The sequence below is a fragment of the Adhaeribacter aerolatus genome (genome assembly GCF_007991635.1).
GTDB lineage: Bacteria > Bacteroidota > Bacteroidia > Cytophagales > Hymenobacteraceae > Adhaeribacter > Adhaeribacter aerolatus.
Map to the genome: position 1 here is coordinate 93,366 of NZ_BJYS01000020.1, position 16,685 is coordinate 110,050.

Annotated in this window: 11 protein-coding genes; 1 reads left to right on the forward strand and 10 read right to left on the reverse strand. The window is 46.6% G+C overall.

The window, feature by feature from the left end:
• Window positions 1-27 precede the first annotated feature (27 nt).
• Complete coding sequence (locus AAE02nite_RS14115) at window positions 28-1,527, forward strand: SusD/RagB family nutrient-binding outer membrane lipoprotein (protein ID WP_146898478.1); 1,500 nt, start codon at window positions 28-30, stop codon at window positions 1,525-1,527.
• 426 nt (window positions 1,528-1,953) lie between these two features.
• Here the strand turns inward: AAE02nite_RS14115 and AAE02nite_RS14120 are convergent, their stop codons facing one another.
• From AAE02nite_RS14120 to AAE02nite_RS14165, 10 genes are all read right to left on the reverse strand, one after another.
• Complete coding sequence (locus AAE02nite_RS14120) at window positions 1,954-2,865, reverse strand: VOC family protein (RefSeq protein ID WP_146898480.1); 912 nt, start codon at window positions 2,863-2,865, stop codon at window positions 1,954-1,956.
• Between the two features lie 110 nt (window positions 2,866-2,975).
• Window positions 2,976-3,839, reverse strand: coding sequence for a sugar phosphate isomerase/epimerase family protein (locus AAE02nite_RS14125; RefSeq protein ID WP_146898482.1), 864 nt, complete (start codon window positions 3,837-3,839; stop codon window positions 2,976-2,978).
• A gap of 256 nt (window positions 3,840-4,095) precedes the next feature.
• Complete coding sequence (locus AAE02nite_RS14130) at window positions 4,096-4,551, reverse strand: cupin domain-containing protein (protein ID WP_146898485.1); 456 nt, start codon at window positions 4,549-4,551, stop codon at window positions 4,096-4,098.
• A 109-nt stretch (window positions 4,552-4,660) separates the two neighbouring features.
• Complete coding sequence (locus AAE02nite_RS14135; protein WP_146898487.1) at window positions 4,661-6,019, reverse strand: Gfo/Idh/MocA family protein; 1,359 nt, start codon at window positions 6,017-6,019, stop codon at window positions 4,661-4,663.
• 64 nt (window positions 6,020-6,083) lie between these two features.
• Complete coding sequence (locus AAE02nite_RS14140) at window positions 6,084-6,896, reverse strand: 3-keto-disaccharide hydrolase (RefSeq protein ID WP_170252606.1); 813 nt, start codon at window positions 6,894-6,896, stop codon at window positions 6,084-6,086.
• Between the two features lie 78 nt (window positions 6,897-6,974).
• On the reverse strand, window positions 6,975-8,483 hold the full coding sequence (locus AAE02nite_RS14145) for a RagB/SusD family nutrient uptake outer membrane protein (protein ID WP_146898489.1): 1,509 nt from the start codon (window positions 8,481-8,483) through the stop codon (window positions 6,975-6,977).
• A 24-nt stretch (window positions 8,484-8,507) separates the two neighbouring features.
• Complete coding sequence (locus AAE02nite_RS14150) at window positions 8,508-11,528, reverse strand: SusC/RagA family TonB-linked outer membrane protein (protein ID WP_246151035.1); 3,021 nt, start codon at window positions 11,526-11,528, stop codon at window positions 8,508-8,510.
• Window positions 11,529-12,565: 1,037 nt separating this feature from the next.
• Window positions 12,566-14,683, reverse strand: coding sequence for a sensor histidine kinase (locus tag AAE02nite_RS14155; protein ID WP_246151036.1), 2,118 nt, complete (start codon window positions 14,681-14,683; stop codon window positions 12,566-12,568).
• A 116-nt stretch (window positions 14,684-14,799) separates the two neighbouring features.
• Complete coding sequence (locus AAE02nite_RS14160; RefSeq protein ID WP_146898494.1) at window positions 14,800-15,438, reverse strand: carbonic anhydrase; 639 nt, start codon at window positions 15,436-15,438, stop codon at window positions 14,800-14,802.
• A gap of 208 nt (window positions 15,439-15,646) precedes the next feature.
• Window positions 15,647-16,621 carry an alpha/beta hydrolase gene (locus tag AAE02nite_RS14165; protein ID WP_146898496.1) on the reverse strand — a complete coding sequence of 325 codons (975 nt, stop codon included), beginning with the start codon at window positions 16,619-16,621 and terminating at the stop codon, window positions 15,647-15,649.
• Between the last annotated feature and the right edge of the window lie 64 nt (window positions 16,622-16,685).

Consider the following 16,685-nt stretch of genomic DNA (forward strand, 5'->3'; position numbering starts at 1 on the left):
TTTTATCATCCGCTTTTATTTACCTCCATGAAAAATATATTTAAATCAATATTATTAACCGGCGTGGTTCTTTTTACGCAGGCCTGTACCAAAGACTTTGAGAAAATAAACACCCCACCCACTTCTGTAACCACCATCGATCCGGGTTTGGTTTTAAGTAAAGTACAGAAAGACGCGGCCTTTGCCGAAGGCGTAGAATACCCGAATAATCAATACGGCTCCTGGATTCAGCACTGGGGCGGCGGGGTTTTAATATCCAGTTCGCGTTACATCGAACAAAGCGATAACGCCGCCTGGAGTAGCCACTATACTTTAATTCGTAACCTGGCCCAAATCCGGAACGAGATATTGAAAGGCCAGGAAGATAGCCCAACCGGCCGGACCAAACTGGCCATTGCCAGAATTGTGGAAATTTCACTTTGGCAACGCCTTACCGATTTGTTCGGCGATGTTCCTTATTCCGAATCAGCTTTGGGCATTGCCGATATAAAAACCAAACCGGCTTTCGATACCCAGGAATCAATTTACAAATCATTAATTGCGGATATTGATGCGGCCATGGCCCAACTCACCCCAACCGATGCCAGCTACGGCAACGCCGATTTTTATTACAAAGGCGATGTAAACAAGTGGAAAAAATACGCCAATTCGCTTAAACTAAGGTTGGGTATGCGTATTCGTTACGCCGACCCGGCTTTGGCGCAAAAAACTGTAACCGAGGCCATGGGGCAGCCTTTACTCGAAAGCAACAGCGACAATGCCGCTATTCCGACGTACAACAACGCCACCAATGCCAACGTGCACCCCATTTTAAACCATTTTTTGGCCGGCAGCCCCGACCTGAAATATTTGGCCGCACCTTTTGTGGCGCAGCTGGTTACCACCAACGATCCGCGTTTGCCCCGCATTGCCCAGCCTACGGTTAATTCGGTTAAGGCTGGTACCCCGGCATACCGCGGTATTGGCGTAGCCCTTACCGATGCACTGTTAAAAACAATTGTCCGGGACGATTATTCAACGGCTTCTACGCAAACATTCTTTAACCGATCTTATAGCCCAGCCATTCCGTGTATCGTTTATTCGTTTTCGGATGTGTCGTTTTATAAAGCCGAAGCCGCCCTGGAAGGCTGGGGCGCTACGCCGGAACAGGCCGAAGGTTTTTACCAGGCGGGTGTAAGAGCAGCCCTGGCGCAGGAACCGTATAATATTACTACCGTGCCCACCAATTTTGCCAGTCAGCTTTCCTTTACCGGCTTAACCAAAGAACAAAAGCTGGAAAGAATAGGAACTCAGAAATGGATACAGTTATTTGGCCGGTCTTACGAAGCCTATATTGAATGGCGCCGCATGGGTTACCCCAAACTGCAACCAGGCCCTAATGCCGGCTCCACCAATGGCACCATTCCGCGCCGAACCATTTATTCATCGCAGGAAGCCCTGCTGAACGAAGAAAACTACAAAGCCGCCGTTGCCAGAATGCCTAACGGCGATTCGTATACTTCTAAAGTTTGGTGGGATAAACGGTAAACACTACCGGCCTCAAGTTTAAATATTAAGCTTTAACCCTGGTCAGTATTTTTTGCCTGTAAGTTAAGGCATTTCTTGCCACTTTATTTTGGTAAGAGCCCGCTAATTATTTAAAAGTAATTGGCGGGCTCTTTACTTTTTGAGCTTACGAGCATTTCCGAAATTATTCTTTACAGATGATAAACCAATAATTAAAATGGCGTACTGCCGTAATAGGAACAGTGCTCTTCCGCTTTTATCTAAAAATACCAGACATAGGTAACAGACTTTACCTATATTAAAACGCTTGCCAAATGGCTCTGTGACGGGCAGGCTACCCACGAATAAACCTTTATAGAGTACTATAGAAGGTAACTTATTAAAATTCTTGCGGACAGAAGAAAAGAGTTACATTATTAGATAAAACCAGTGTGAACCTGCCTGTACTCAGCGCATAGGAAAAGGCTCCATCAGTTCAATCCGGGTTCCGTCCGGGTCGTATAAGTTAAGTTGCCAACGGTTATTGCGGCCAATCCGGGGAGATTCTAATTTATACGGTTGAGGGTCATTTAAACGGGTGCGAAGTACATCCAACGCTTTTTGCATACTGGGTACCTGTAGCGCTACATGGTGCAAAACGCCTAATTGCTGCCGGCTTACCGGGCCCGAAACCAACATATATTCAAAATAATCAGTACCATCCGGCACCCGCATGTTAATCCAATTAATAACGGTATCGGGCCGGCCCCCGCGCCAAATTTCCGAGAAGTCCAGTAAATTCAGGTAAAAAGCATCCATCTTTTTTACATCCGCTACGGTTATGCCCACGTGCAAAATTCTATCCGAAACAGCATCTGATAACTGCTCTTCCCGGAAGCTTTTAGAAGTATTTTTTTGCTTTAATTGAATAAATTTTATCAGATGCTTTTCCGGGTCTTCTACTGTAAACGATAAGATACCAGTCGGCTCCTGATCTAATTTAGGGGGAACTTTCAATCCTTTACTAAGCAGATATTGCCGCATTGCCTCGGCATTGGTTACCTCCAGTGCAATTTCCAGCATTCGTTCATCCTGCCCATCTGGCAAACCCGAAAATATTTTAAGGTGCTGACGGCCGTTTACTTTAAAAGTAACCTGCTCCGGAGCAGTATTTTTTTGGCGCATCCGGGTAGGTTTGTAGCCCAGCAAGCCGTGGTAGAAGTTAATGGCCTTAGATAAATCTTTTACCTGAAAGGCAACATGGCTAATCCCCAGAATAGCCGGCCTTGGGGTAGGTTGTGCCCAAACCCATGCTCCCATACTAGACCCCAGCCACAAGGCAAAAATTCCAAAAAACAACCAGCACCGTTTTTTTATCATTTTAACCAGAAGAGCCGCTTCGAAAATTAAAAAGAAATAATCCAGATGAGCGCACAAAAGAAATCAGCCGGATAACTTCTCTGGCAAAGAGTAAGCTATCCGGCAAAAATTTATTCTTTCAGCGATTTCAGGTAAGCCATGGTCTGGGGCACCTGCACACTTTTTGCTTTACTCTCATCCTCAATATAATAATGCTGCACACCGGCTTTTTTAGCGGCTTTTAATATTGCCGGAATATTTAGCTGGCCGGTACCCAAGGCCACATCATTTTCGGTAGAAGTCTGGCCCGTAAAGTCGCCTTTCACGCCTTTGCGTAAATCTTTCAGGTGCATTAATTTAAAGCGCTTGGGGTATTTATTCAGCAATTTGGCCGGGTTCTGGCCCGGATGAAAGGCCCACAATATATCCAGTTCAAACGATACGTATTTGGGGTCGGTATTCTGCACAATGTAATCGAAGAAAGTACCTTTTTGGTAAGGCTGAAATTCATAGCCGTGGTTATGGTAGCAAAAGGTTAAGCCGTGTTGTTCTTTCAATATTTTGCCGGCCTTATTAAAATCGGCTACGGCTTTCTGGGCATCTTCGAGTTTAAAAGGTGCTTTGTGCGGAATCCAGGCAACCCGTACGAAAGAGGCACCCAATACTTTGGCTTTACGGGCTACTTCCTCGGTTTTATTCACCAGTTCTTCGTAGCCCACGCCAAAAGAAGAACATTTAATATTGCGCTCGTCCAGTAATTTCCGCATCTCTTCCGGTGTTTTGCCAAACAAGTTGGAAAACTCCATATCGGTAATGCCAAGTGCCTTAATGGTATCCAGGGTAGCTGCCACATCTTTGGCAAAACTCTGACGGTGGGTATACGATACCAAACCAGGCTTTTGCGGAAACAGGGGTTTGCCCGATTGGGCGAAACTATTATCCAGGCCCAAAAACAGCAGGGTAACAAAACTTAGTAGGTGATAAATTTTAGACATAATTATTTTGAAGATTATAAAAACAACTCCGACTTGAGCGAAGACTCGTAATATTTAGAAGCTGTTTGGTATTTAAAACTAAAACCAAATAATGGTCGCCATTGGTGGTGTTATCACCGCCAATTTTAAAGCTTTTACCCGGCTACTTGCCGGTGCCTCTACGGTAAGGGCTACTGACTAGCTAAATATTAAAATGCTAACCAGCTTCTTAGTTTAGCAAAATGGTAATTAAGCAAACTTTAGATAATTAGACTATTTAATTCTTGGCTTTATTTTTTAACATCCCCGGCGAATGCCAGCTAAAAACATGATAGGTAGCCGGCACATTGCCTACATTTTTAATATTGTGCATTTGATTGGAGGCTTGAAAAATAACCGAGCCCGGCCCTACCCGTTTCATTTGTCCATTAACCAGCGATTCCACCATTCCTTCTTTTATAATCAATATTTCTTCTTCCGGATGTTTATGTGGTGGATGAGATGCCTCGCCAGGTTTGAGGGTGGTTACATGGCATTCGAGCTCATCCAGGGTAGCGGTTGCTCCCCGGAAAAACCGCCGCGAAAAACCAGTGGGTGTTTCTTTTGCTTCTATTTGTTGCCAGTCGAAGATAGAGGATTGCATGACATTGCCCTGCGAATACGTAACCGCCACGGTTGCTAAAGTAGCGCTCATGGTAAATAAAGCTATGCCAATATCTCTCCGGGTTATCATCACTAAATATTTAGAGTTTTTGAAATATGCAGGTATAAATATTGGCTTGCCCCAAATTAGCTTACCAGTTTGGCAAACTAAAACGGGACAAGCCTTACAATATCAGAAATTAAGCAATCTTGGGCTCCCAGCCTTTTTCATACTCCCGGCTCCATAATTTCTCGGCTTCTTTATCGCCGATGATGTGGCCATTCTTAGGATCGATTTTCAAGTCGCGACCTACCCGCCAGGAGATATTCCCGAGCTGCATGGCCACGGTACTCTTATGGCCCAGTTCCACATCGCAGTTCGGCCGCCGGTTATTTTTAATGGCATCGAGGAAATCGGCTACGTGCAGGCTGTCCATGCCCAGGCTCGGGCTGGCGGTATTACGGCCTTCCAGACTGGCTGTTTCATTCGCTTTAACATCCTGTAAAAGTTTTCCTTCCTGATCGTAAATCCGGTAACCGTCATGACCGGTATCCAGGCTGCCTTTATCGCCATAAAAAATAATGCCCCGGTCCTGGCCTTCTATCTTCCTGCCGTTGGAACTGCGGCTTTCCCACATCAGCGATATGCGACCCGGATAATCCATTATCACTACTTGCGTGTCAGGCGTCTCCCAATCATCCTGGAACTGGTAGCGCCCTCCCACGGAGCTCACCCGAATGGGATAATCTACCCCTAAGCCCCAGCGGGCCACGTCTACCTCATGCGTTCCATTGTTGAGCGCTTCGCCGGTACCATAATGCCAAAACCAATGCCAGTCGTAATGAATTAACCCTTCTTTATAAGCTCTTCGGGGGGCGGGTCCTTGCCATAACTCATAATCCAGCCAGGAAGGTACTGTGCCCGGCTTCAGATTAGTAGCTTTGCGATTATTGGTGTACCAGGTTTTAGCCATATACACCCGGCCAATAATACCTTCGTGCAATTTCTTAATTCCTTGCGTCAGGATAGGGGCTGAGCGGCGCTGGGCTCCCATCTGCACCACCTTATTATACTTGCGGGCAGCAGCAATGGCCAATTCACCTTCCCGGGGGTTGTGGCTCAGTGGTTTCTCCACGTACACGTGTTTGCCAGCCTGGCAACCCATAATAGTTAAAGGCGAATGCCAGTGATCGGGCGTAGCAATATAAATAGCATCAATAGATTTATCGGCCAATACTTTGCGGCAATCTTTTTCAGATTTAGGGGTGCTCTTCGCCTTCGCATCCATAATGCTTTTAATGGCCTTGGGAATGGCTCTTTCATCCACATCGCATACGGTGGCAACCTCCGCATTTTTCTGCTGCGCAATGGTGCGCCCCATACTATTGCCCCGGCTATTCACCCCAATAGTGGCAATGCGCACCAATTCATTGGCGCCAATAATGCGGTTATAACTCTTGGCACTAAAGCCAAAGGTGCTACTCAGGGCTAAGCCAACCGTTCCTAAACCGGCTTTTTTCATAAACTCCCGGCGAGAATTATTCTGTTCGTTATTCATGCTACTGTTAATTAAATTTCGGATGCTCTAATTTTTTGATGGTGGAATATTTTTGTACCTGGTGCTAAATATTCTCCAGGTTCCGGATTTTGATATTGCGGTAATGTACGGTATCGCCGTGGCCCTGCAATAAAATATGGCCTTTAGGCATTTCGCCGAAGCCTTGCAAATCTTTGTATTTACTGGCGGCTACCAATTTGCGGAATTCGTCGCTACTCCGCTCAAACGCCAAAACTTTGCTGCCGTTTAACCAGTGTTCCACGTGGTTACCCTTAACCACAATCTTAACCTGGTTCCATTGGCCCACGGGGTTCGCTTTTTTGTTTTTAGCCGGAATTAAGTCGTATAACGACGCTAAAGTACGATTGCCGTTCACGCCTAATTTGGCATCGGCGTGGTTGGCGTCGTCTATTATCTGGTACTCCAGGCCCAGGTAATTACCTTTCTGGTTCGGAAAATTATTAACCACAAAATATTTAATGCCGCTGTTGGCGCCCTTCGGGATTTTGAATTCCAGGGCTAATTCAAAATTGCCGTATTGTTCTTTCGTGATAATATCGCCGCCGCTGGCATGGCTATCGCCGGTAGCGCCTAACACCGTCAAAATACCGTTTTCTACTTGCCAGCCTTGCGCCGGGAAACCGTTGCCCTTGGTACCCGTCCAGGCTTCGGTCGATTTGCCATCGAAGAGTAATTTCCAGCCGTCACTTTTTTCTTTTGCCGTTAAGTTGTTGGTTCCACTGGCTCCTTTTGCCGCGCTGGTTTTCTGGCCAAATGCGGTAACGGAACTGCTCAACATTACCGCTAAAAGCAGCAATAATACCCCTAAAGAATATCCCGAACCGGGCTGGTTAAAAATTATTTTTCTATTGTTCATATATGTTGTTTTGTAACTAAAAAAGCTGGTGGCCTTCCTGCGGATATTTTAGCCGTGACCGGAAGGCCACCCTGCTGATTAATAACCAGGATTCTGATTTATTTTTTCGGGGTTAGACTGAATTACCTGCAAAGGAATCGGGAACAACAGCATGTTGTCTTTCCAGGCCGTCGGGTTAAAACCATTCTGTTCTTTTTGCTCGGCCGTCATCACGGCTTTGGCCCTTTCGGTCCGGACTAAATCAAACCAGCGGTGGTTCTCGAAGGCCAGTTCTACGCGGCGCTCTTTTTCAATGGCCAGTAAAAATTCCGCATCAGAACTAAAGGGGGCATAATCCGGCAAAATATTGGCACTGCCGCCGGTGCTGTTGCGGGCCCGCTGCCGGATTTTGTTCAGGTAAGTAAGTGCTACGGCTTGTTGTTTACCCTGACGTACCAAAGCCTCGGCGTATATTAAGTAAATATCGGCCAAACGCAGTTCTATCCAGTTATTGTCGTTATCCGAACCACTAAAAGATACGTCGTAATATTTTTTCACATATTTCTCGTTTACGGTTTGGCCGCCGGGTACTGCCACGTAACCATCGCTCATCGAGATCGATTTACGCGGGTCACCGGGCTCGTAAGCCTTCGACATATCGGGCGTTGGGGCATTAAAGCCGCTCTTATCACCTACCTGCACTACTTCTTTGTTCGAAAAACGCGGGGCAAAATCGTTGTTCCAGGGGCTGCCGGTACTGGTGCCACCTTTTTTGTATTGAATTTCGAACAGCGATTCGGAACTGTTTTTCTTTGTAACATCAAACAAGGCTTTATAATCGGGTACCAGCGAATATTGCGGCATGTTAATTACTTCCAAAGCTTTTGCTTCGGCCAGGGCGTAATAGGGTGCACCTTTTTTAAGCGGGTAACCAGCCATGGTCATGTAAACTTTGGCCAGTAAACCTTTGGCTCCACCCACGGTAACGCGGCCTTTATCTACGGCGGCATAACTGGTCGGCAAATTGGCTTCGGCAAACTTCAGGTCTTCTACAATAAAATTATAGATTTCTTCGGTTGAGGACCGCCCAATGGTATAAGCTTCCTGCACACTCAGTTGGTGGTCTACTTTGGGCACATCGCCGTACACCCGCACCAGCCAGAAATATACCAGTGCCCGGATAAACCTGGCTTCGGCTTTGTATTGCTCCTTCAGTTTATTATCGGTAAACGTAACAGCATCTATCTTATCCAGCACAATATTGCTCCGCAGAATGGTATTGTAGCTATCGTTCCAGACGTTGGTGATGAAGGTATTATCCGACAGCAGCGGGTCACCGAAATTATCGATGGAGGTCATGTCTTTGGAGTTGCCGGGCACCCACGAAAAAGTGGTATTATCGGACCGAATCTCGCTGACATAGATAAAATTCTGGTTGTACAGCGAACGTAAGGAGGCGTAAGGCGACAAAACCGCCTGGTTCATGTCTTTTTCGGTCTTGTAAAAAATGCCCGCATTCATATCCGAAATGGGCTGCAGATCAATAAAATCTTCTTTACAAGAAAAAGTAAAAAGACTTATTAAACCTAATAAATATATTTTCTTCATTTTCTTAAACCTGATGCTAAAAAATTAAAAACTTACATTAAGACCCGCGATGAAGGAGCGGGCAGCCGGGTATCCCAGGTAATCGCCGCCCCGCGATAAGCCGGAGCCTTCGCTGCTGGTTTCGGGATCGTAGCCGGGATATTTGGTGAAGGTGTACAGGTTCTGGCCGGTTACGTACAGGCGTAAACCTTTCATGCGGATGCGCTGCAGCAAAGCATTATCGAAGTTATAACCCAAGGTAACGTTGCGGATACGCAGGTAAGAACCATTCTCCACCCAGTAGCTCGAAGGCTCTTTTTGTAAACCTTTGGGGTCGCGGTTGGCCCGCAAAATATCGCCACTGCCCACTTCGGTTTCGGAACGCCAGCGGTCGTTTAATTTATCCCGGCCGTTACGGTCGCCGTGGTAAATGCCCACCATCCGGTTAAAGAAGCTGAATATTTTAGCGCCCTGCGAACCGGTTAACTGTACATTAAAATCGAAGTTCTTAAAGGAAAAATCGTTGTTAAAGCCATAGATAAATTTAGGCTGATTATTGCCGAGGAAGGTTTTATCGGCAGCCGTAATGGAGCCGTCTCCGTTTACATCTATATATCTGGGGTCACCCGGGCGATCGTTGGGCAAATGCGGTGCGGCATCTAACTCAGCCTGGTTTTTAAATACGCCATCATATTTGTAGCCGTAAAAGGTAGCTACCGGTTGGCCAATGGTGGTTATGAAAGTATTGGCAGCGTTAGCGGCACCGGCGTAGATGGGCCGTGCATCCGGACCTAAAGCCAATACTTTGTTGCGGTTGAAGGAAATATTGAAATCGGTAGACCATTTAAAGTCGCCGGTTAAGTTGCGGGTACGCAGCAAATATTCCATGCCCTTGTTCTCCACCTGACCAATATTTTGCAGCTGCGAAGCATAACCGGTAAGCGTTGGCACCGGCACATTCAGTAATAAATCTACCGAAGTACTGTTATAAAAATCGGCTTCTAATCGGATGCGGTCGTTCAGGAGGCCAAAGTCAAAGCCTAAGTTCCACTGCCGGGTTTTTTCCCAACCTAAATCGGGGTTCGGGTAATTAATCGGGTTAACCGTATTAACGAGCGCATTATTTAAAACATAATAACCGGTGCCGGTACGGGCAATGGCATCGTAATTACCAATGCGGTTGTTACCTACCAAACCCCAGCTGGCCCGCAGTTTCAGGTCGCTGATTTGGCTAACGTCGCTCAGGAAGCTTTCGCTGTTAACGCGCCAGCCTACCGACACGGAAGGAAAAGTACCCCATTTGTTATTGGCGCCAAACCTAGAAGAACCATCCGTCCGGAAATTAGCCGTTAATAAATATTTGCTGTCGTAAGCATAATTAATCCGTCCGAGGTAAGAAATCATGGAATTCTGGTACTCGGTATTGCTACCGCCTACAATCTGCCCGGCGTTGATGGTGCGCACCACATCGTTCGGGAAATTTTGCGCATTTACGCGGGCGTACTCGCCGTAAACTTTTTGGGTGGTGTAACCAACCAAGGCATTAAAACTGTGTTTCTCGCCGAAGTTCTTGTTGTACGTCAGGGTTTGCTCAATTAGCCAGTCACGGTCGAGCCAGGTTTCGTTACGGGCATCAGCCGTTTTGGGCGCGCGGGAGCCGTCGGTATCCACAAAAGAAGGCCGGTAATATTTTAAACGGCGGTTATCCAGCGTACCGTTCAGGCTGATTTTATAGTTCAGTCCTTCTATAATTTGGTACTGCGCGTAAGTAGAAGCAATAATGCCGTTCTTGTTGGTGAAGTTGGTCACATTTTCGGCGATGCCCAGCGGGTTAGCTACGTCGCCGGCCCAGATTTCGGGGTTACGCACCTGCGAGCCGTAGGTGCCATCGGCATTCCGCACCGGGTAAATCGGCGGCAGGTAAATGGCATAAGAAAGTGGGCTGTCTTTACCGTTGTCCAGGTTATTGCTCTCAGAGAAGTAGCCGGCAATATTTAACCCTATTTCCAGCTTTTTGCCAATATTAGAAGTTACGCTGGTTCTTAAGTTATAGCGTTTGTAATCGCTGTGAATCTCAATACCGTCCTGGTCGGTGTAACCGCCCGAAACCGAATAGCGGGTGTTTTCGCTACCGCCCATAATCGATAATTCGTGCCGCTGCATCATGGCGTTGCGCAACATTACATCCTGCCAGTCGGTGTCTACAAAGTTATTGGGGTCGTTAAAACTTTCCGGAATAACATAGAAGCTGGAGTTAGAATATTTCTGCCGCATCGAGTTGGGATCGTTGATGGTATGGGCAGGGTCGCCGGCCATCGGCGCACGGTCGAGCCAAGCCTGGTTGTGGCCGTCTTTGAAGAACTGGAGATATTCCTCCCGGTTCATCATGTCGATTTTTTTAGCTGCCTGCTGCATGCCAAAATAGGTATTGAAAGCAATGGTAGGCGCACCTTTCTGGCCTTTCTTGGTGGTAATAATTACTACCCCGTTAGAGCCCCGCGAACCGTAAATAGCCGTAGAAGAGGCATCTTTTAATACCTGAATGCTTTCAATATCCGAGGGGTTAATCAGGGAAAAGGCGCTGCTTTCCATGGGGTAACCGTCGATTACATACAGCGGCGACATACCCGCGGTAATAGAGCCCGTACCCCGTACCCGGATGCTTAAGCCTTCGCCGCCCGGCGCACCGCTGGTTTGCTGCACCTGCACCCCGGCCATTTGCCCCACCAAAGCCTCGCCGTAAGATACGGCCGCCTTGTTCTTGAATTTTTCGGCCGACACGGTAGCTACTGCCCCGGTTAAATCCGCTTTTTTCTGGGTACCGTAACCTACTACCACCACTTCCTGCAGGGCTTTGGCATCTTCGGACATGGTTATATTAACTGCCCCGGGGCCAGAGAAGGTTTTCTCGGTGGTGGCAAAACCAATAAAGGAAAATACCAGCGTGCCGCCCTGCTCGGGTACACTAATGGCGTAAGTGCCATCCACTCCGGTGGTAGCGCCAATAGTAGTGCCTTTTAGTAAAACCGTAACGCCTGGCAAGGCCTCGCCTTTGGCTGAACTCACTTTACCAGTAATCGGCCAGTTAACCGGCTTACTGAGGAGATGCTTGGTAGCAGAAGTTTTAACAGTAATTAAATTGCTTTTACCGACTGAGCCGGCAAAGGCTCCTCCGGAAAAACAACATGCCAATAGCAAGATATAAACCTTGCCTGGCCTTGTTCGGGTAGAATTTTTCATACAGGTTGATTAAAATTATTTGTGGTGGATATTTATTATGATTGCGGTACTCGTTCGAAACAAGTCGGTTTAGGTGCAGACAGCCAGTCTAAAACTTAACCTTGAGTGATTCCATAAAACATTGGTGAATGATATCTTCTGAATTAGAATATTTCCAAGTATTACCTACTAACTTAACTGAAAACTAAGTAAATAACAATAAGAAATAAGAATATTTTTATCGATAACGTTACCGGTAACGTTACCAAACAATAGCAGGACTTTGTGATTTGATAAGATGTTTATTATGGTTCAAATCAGAAGTTAATTTCGCTGATTCTGAATAAACCCGGGCTACCTGGCTTACCGTATGGGTGGCTTGAAAAAAACGGCAACCGATAACAAGGTGAAGTTTTTCCGCGCGGAAATTCAGAAGGGTTGCATCTGGCGTTTAACACCAAATCGTATAAACCAGCTGCGATAGATTAAACCTGAATCATCCCGAATTTTTGTAAAGGGAAGAAAAAACAGAAAAGCGCCCTGAGTTACTTCCAGAGCGCTTTTCTCATGCTAACACTTACCCGTAAGGTCTTCTAAATGGAGGCTATTGGGCTTATTCTTCCCAGTAAATGAATCATCTGAATCGTTATTTCCCACACAGTAGGCTTATAAAGCCTAAGAAAATAGAGCAAAGAAGCACCTTTTTACAACAAAAATGCCCCCTCCAGCTCCCAATTGCAGCTTTTTAAAGTTCGGGATGATTCATGTTGTACAACCGGTATAACCATTGTTCTGTTAGGGAAGAAAGAGCGTTCATGAGATTTGGTATAATAAAGAATTAGGAGGTTGCTTCGGTTAAAAATTTGCTCTTAGCCGTTTAGAAATTAACGCTTAAAAAATATCCGGAAAGTGGAACCGGTACCTACTTCACTTTCTACCTGAATTAAACCACCGGCATTTTCTACAATCCTTTTTACAATGTACAACCCAATACCGGAGCCCTCTACATGGTCGTGCAGGCGGGTAAACATCGAGAATATTTTACTTTCCTGAGTCATATCGATTCCCAAACCGTTATCCTGCACGGTTAGCAGTACGTGTTCCGGGGTATTTTCGGTGGTAATTCGGATATAGGGCTGCCGGTCCGGCGAACGGTACTTTAAAGCGTTGCTCAACAAATTGTAGATAATACTACGGATATTTTTGGCCGAGAATTGAATGACCGCCGCCGTTGACAAATCCGTTTCAATCTGCGCGCCCGATTCCGTAATCTGGGCTTCAAAATCCAGGCGCACTTCTTCTAACACCTCTGCTACATTAATCGGGCTTACATCTTCGCCGGCTTGCCGTTGGGTTTTGGCTACTTCCGATAAATCGGTTACGGTGTTCTTAAACCGGCTTACCGAAGCTTTAATTAAGCTAATTACCCGGCTAATGTCCTCTACTTTTAGAACTTCCGGAGGCAAGTCTTCTACCAGGGCTTGAATCAGACCATCAATATTCAGAATAGGGGTTTTCAGGTCGTGCGAGGCGGCGTAAACAAAATTATCTAAATCGGCATTAGTAGCCAGCAACTCTTCGTTCAGGGCTTCTACCGACCGTCTGAATTTTACCTGCTCGCTAATGTCAATGGCAATGGCAATAACGCCCCGGATAAAGCCCAATGAATCGCGCAACGGTTGATAAATAAAGTTAAGAAAAACCTCTTCTAGTTGGCCGTTACGCTCCAGTTGCAACGGTAATTCGTTGGCAATAAAAGACTCGCCGGTATTTACTACGTTATCCAGCAACTGAATAATACCTTGGTCGGCTACTTCGGGCAAAGCTTCTATTACCGGCTTGCCCAGCACTTCTTCCGGTTTTCGGCCCCATATTTCGCATACTCCCGGGTTAGCCAGGTCTATGATGTGATGAGGACTTCTTAAAATAGTAATACCAACGGGTGCCTGCTGAAAAATTTCCTGCAAATATAGTTGTTGCCGGGCCAGCTCTTCCCGGGCCTGCACACTGGTAATAGATGTAGCAATCTGGGCGGCCAGCAAAGTATGGTACCCACTGTAATCGGCATTGTAAACCAACCGCGGACTAATACCGGCTATAAAAAACCCAATTATCTGATTTTGCCCGGGCCGCATGATGGGCAGCACTGCCGCTTGCTTTACTGTATCCGGCGATCCTTTTTCCTGACTACTCTCCAGGTCAAGGCCCGAGCAGTCGCACAGTATCATTTGCTGAGAAGCCATTACCGCGGCAAACCCCCACTCCGAGTTGTTTTCTGTTAAGTCTATCGTGGGCAATAGGGCTTTATTGGGTATATTACCGGTATGGCCAATCAGGGTAGTAGCGGTGCCCGTGTCGTCCAGCAGGTAAGTCATACAAAACGGAATATCTTCTTTATTCTGGTAAAGAATATCGCAGGTAAGCTGACTGGCTTGTTCCAAGGTCTGAATTTGCGTCATCCGCTCAGAAACATCTTTTAGAGACTTCAGGCGCCGCTGGCTCAGCACGGTATTGGTAACCTCCTGACAGGCGCAAAATATACCATTCACCTCGCCCTGGTCGTTGAAAGCCGGGCTGTAAGAAAAAGTCCAGTACGTTTCTTCGGCAAAGCCCTTACGTTCGAGCAAGAGCAGCAAAGCATCGGCAAAAAACGGCGCGCCGCCCTGCATAATATTATCTACTACTACCCCTAAATCATCCCAGATTTCGGACCACATAACCCGCGCCCGCGCGCCCAAAGCTGCCGGATGCTTATTGCCCAGAGCCGGCAAATAAGCATCGTTATGAAACATATATAAATCCTGGGACCACCAGATAAACATGGGAAATCCGGAATTAAGCATTAGCCGGATATTTTGCTGTAAGCTTTGCGGCCAGGTATCGGGGTGGCCCAGCGGATGATTCTCCCAGTTATAAGCAGCCATTAAAGCTCCCATTTCACCCCCACCTCGAAATAGGTTTAAAGCATTTTCCGGCACAACTGCATTTTTATCCTGCGGCATTAAAATATTGGCGTAAAACTGAATATTGCTTACTTTAATAGTGGCAATCCTGTTACAAACCGGTAAAAATAACTTACCGGCACCTGCTCCAGCCCCGCTTGATCAGCTTTAAATTATTATTGGTTGGTTAGGTCGTAGATAGCTTTTATGTCGGCCAGGATATGATCGAAATCAATGTGCAGGTCTATAATCCGGCCGGTATGAATATCAAAAACCCAGCCGTGTACTTCGGGGAAGCCTTCTTTTAAATAACTTAGCTGCAGCGCGGCCGTTTTAATAATATTTACGCATTGTTCCTGCACATTCAGCTCTACCAGGCGGTCATAGCGCTTGGGTTCGTCGGTGATGGCGTTCAGTTCGGCTTTATGCAGACGATACACATCCCGGATATTCCGCAGCCAGGGGTTCAGCAGGCCCATATCTTCCGGAATCATAGCCGCCTTTACCCCGCCGCAGTTATAATGCCCGCACACAATTATATGTTTTACTTTCAGGTACCGGATGGCGTAGTTAATAACAGCCATTACGTTCAGGTCTACATTATTTACCAGGTTAGCTACGTTGCGGTGCACAAACACTTCGCCCGGCCCTACGCCCATTATTTCTTCGGCCGTTACCCGGCTATCGCTGCAACCAATGTATAAATAATCGGGGTTTTGCTCTTTGGCTAACCGGGCGAAAAAGTCTTTATCCGTCCCTGTTTTTTGTTCAATCCACTGGCGGTTGTTTTGGAATATTTCTTCGTAAGGCGTCATCTGGTCTAAAATTTAAGAGCTTCGGTAAATCCGGATAAATCTGCAAAAAAATAAAAGAACTGGAAATAGTATAAAGCTGCTGTCTGTTTCCGGGGCATGAAGTTAAGTAAAAACCACGTAACGATCCGGGTTATCGGTCCCGGTAATCAATTGGTAATTAGTTTTAAGCCGCTTACCTACCAAACAATTAAATGAATACCAGGTTTTATTACCGGAATACTTTTTCTAAAAAAGAAGCGATATAATTAACGGTTGGCTCAAACCAAGGTTCGTACAGGCAGAAGGAATGCGGTGCATTCGGGAAATCATGCACTTCCGAATAAATATTATATTTAGCTAATTCTTTCCGAAAATCGTCGCGGCCGGCGTGCATTCTGGCTACCGAGCTGTTCAGGAACAGTGTAGGCGGGGTATTTTTGCCCACGTGCGCCAGCGGCGAGGCTTCGGCCCACAGTGCCGGATTATCTTTTTTCGGGTAACCAAACCAATGCGTTGCGGCCGAGGTGGAGCGGCTGTCGTCGCCTTCGCCGGATTCCGGGTGCACAAAAGAAAGGGTACCATCCATATCCACAATGGCTTGTACCTGGCTCGAATACTTAAGAGAACAGTTTTCGCCTTCGTACTTGGGGTTGTTGTTGGTAGTGCCCATAAAGGCCGCCAGTTCGCCGCCTGCCGAAAAGCCCAAGGCCGCTATTTTGGTAGTATCAATATTAAATATTTTGGCGTTGGCGCGCAGCCAGCGCAGAGCCGCTTTCAGGTCGTAAACGGCAGCCGGGTAAAGGGCTTCGGTAGAAAGGCGGTATTCGGCAGTAAAGCAAGCGTAACCCAGCGCGGCCAACCGTTGCGCCAGCGGGTAATGCTGCGACCGGTCGCCGCTGCGCCAGCCGCCGCCATGAATAATTAATACAGCCGGTGTTTTTTGGTTGTTTTTGGGCTGCGGATAGAAAGCATCCAGCATTAATTTCCGGTCGCTGCGTTGGCAATATACCAGGTTACGCTTTTCCCGGACATCGGGCCGTTTAAATTCCCGGACTAATTTAATGTCGGGGTGCTGTTTCCTGGTTTTCTGGTAATCGGAGTAACTGGTGTAAGAAGTATCCCTTTTGCCGGTCAGCCCGGTGGTGGTTTGGCTGTAAACCCGAAAAGTACAAAGCAGTAAAAAAACCAGGAGGTAATTTCTCATTCTACATTAAAATGCTTCCGGTGTAAGTTACTAAAAAATAAACTGTAGCCGGTTTTAAGCGAAA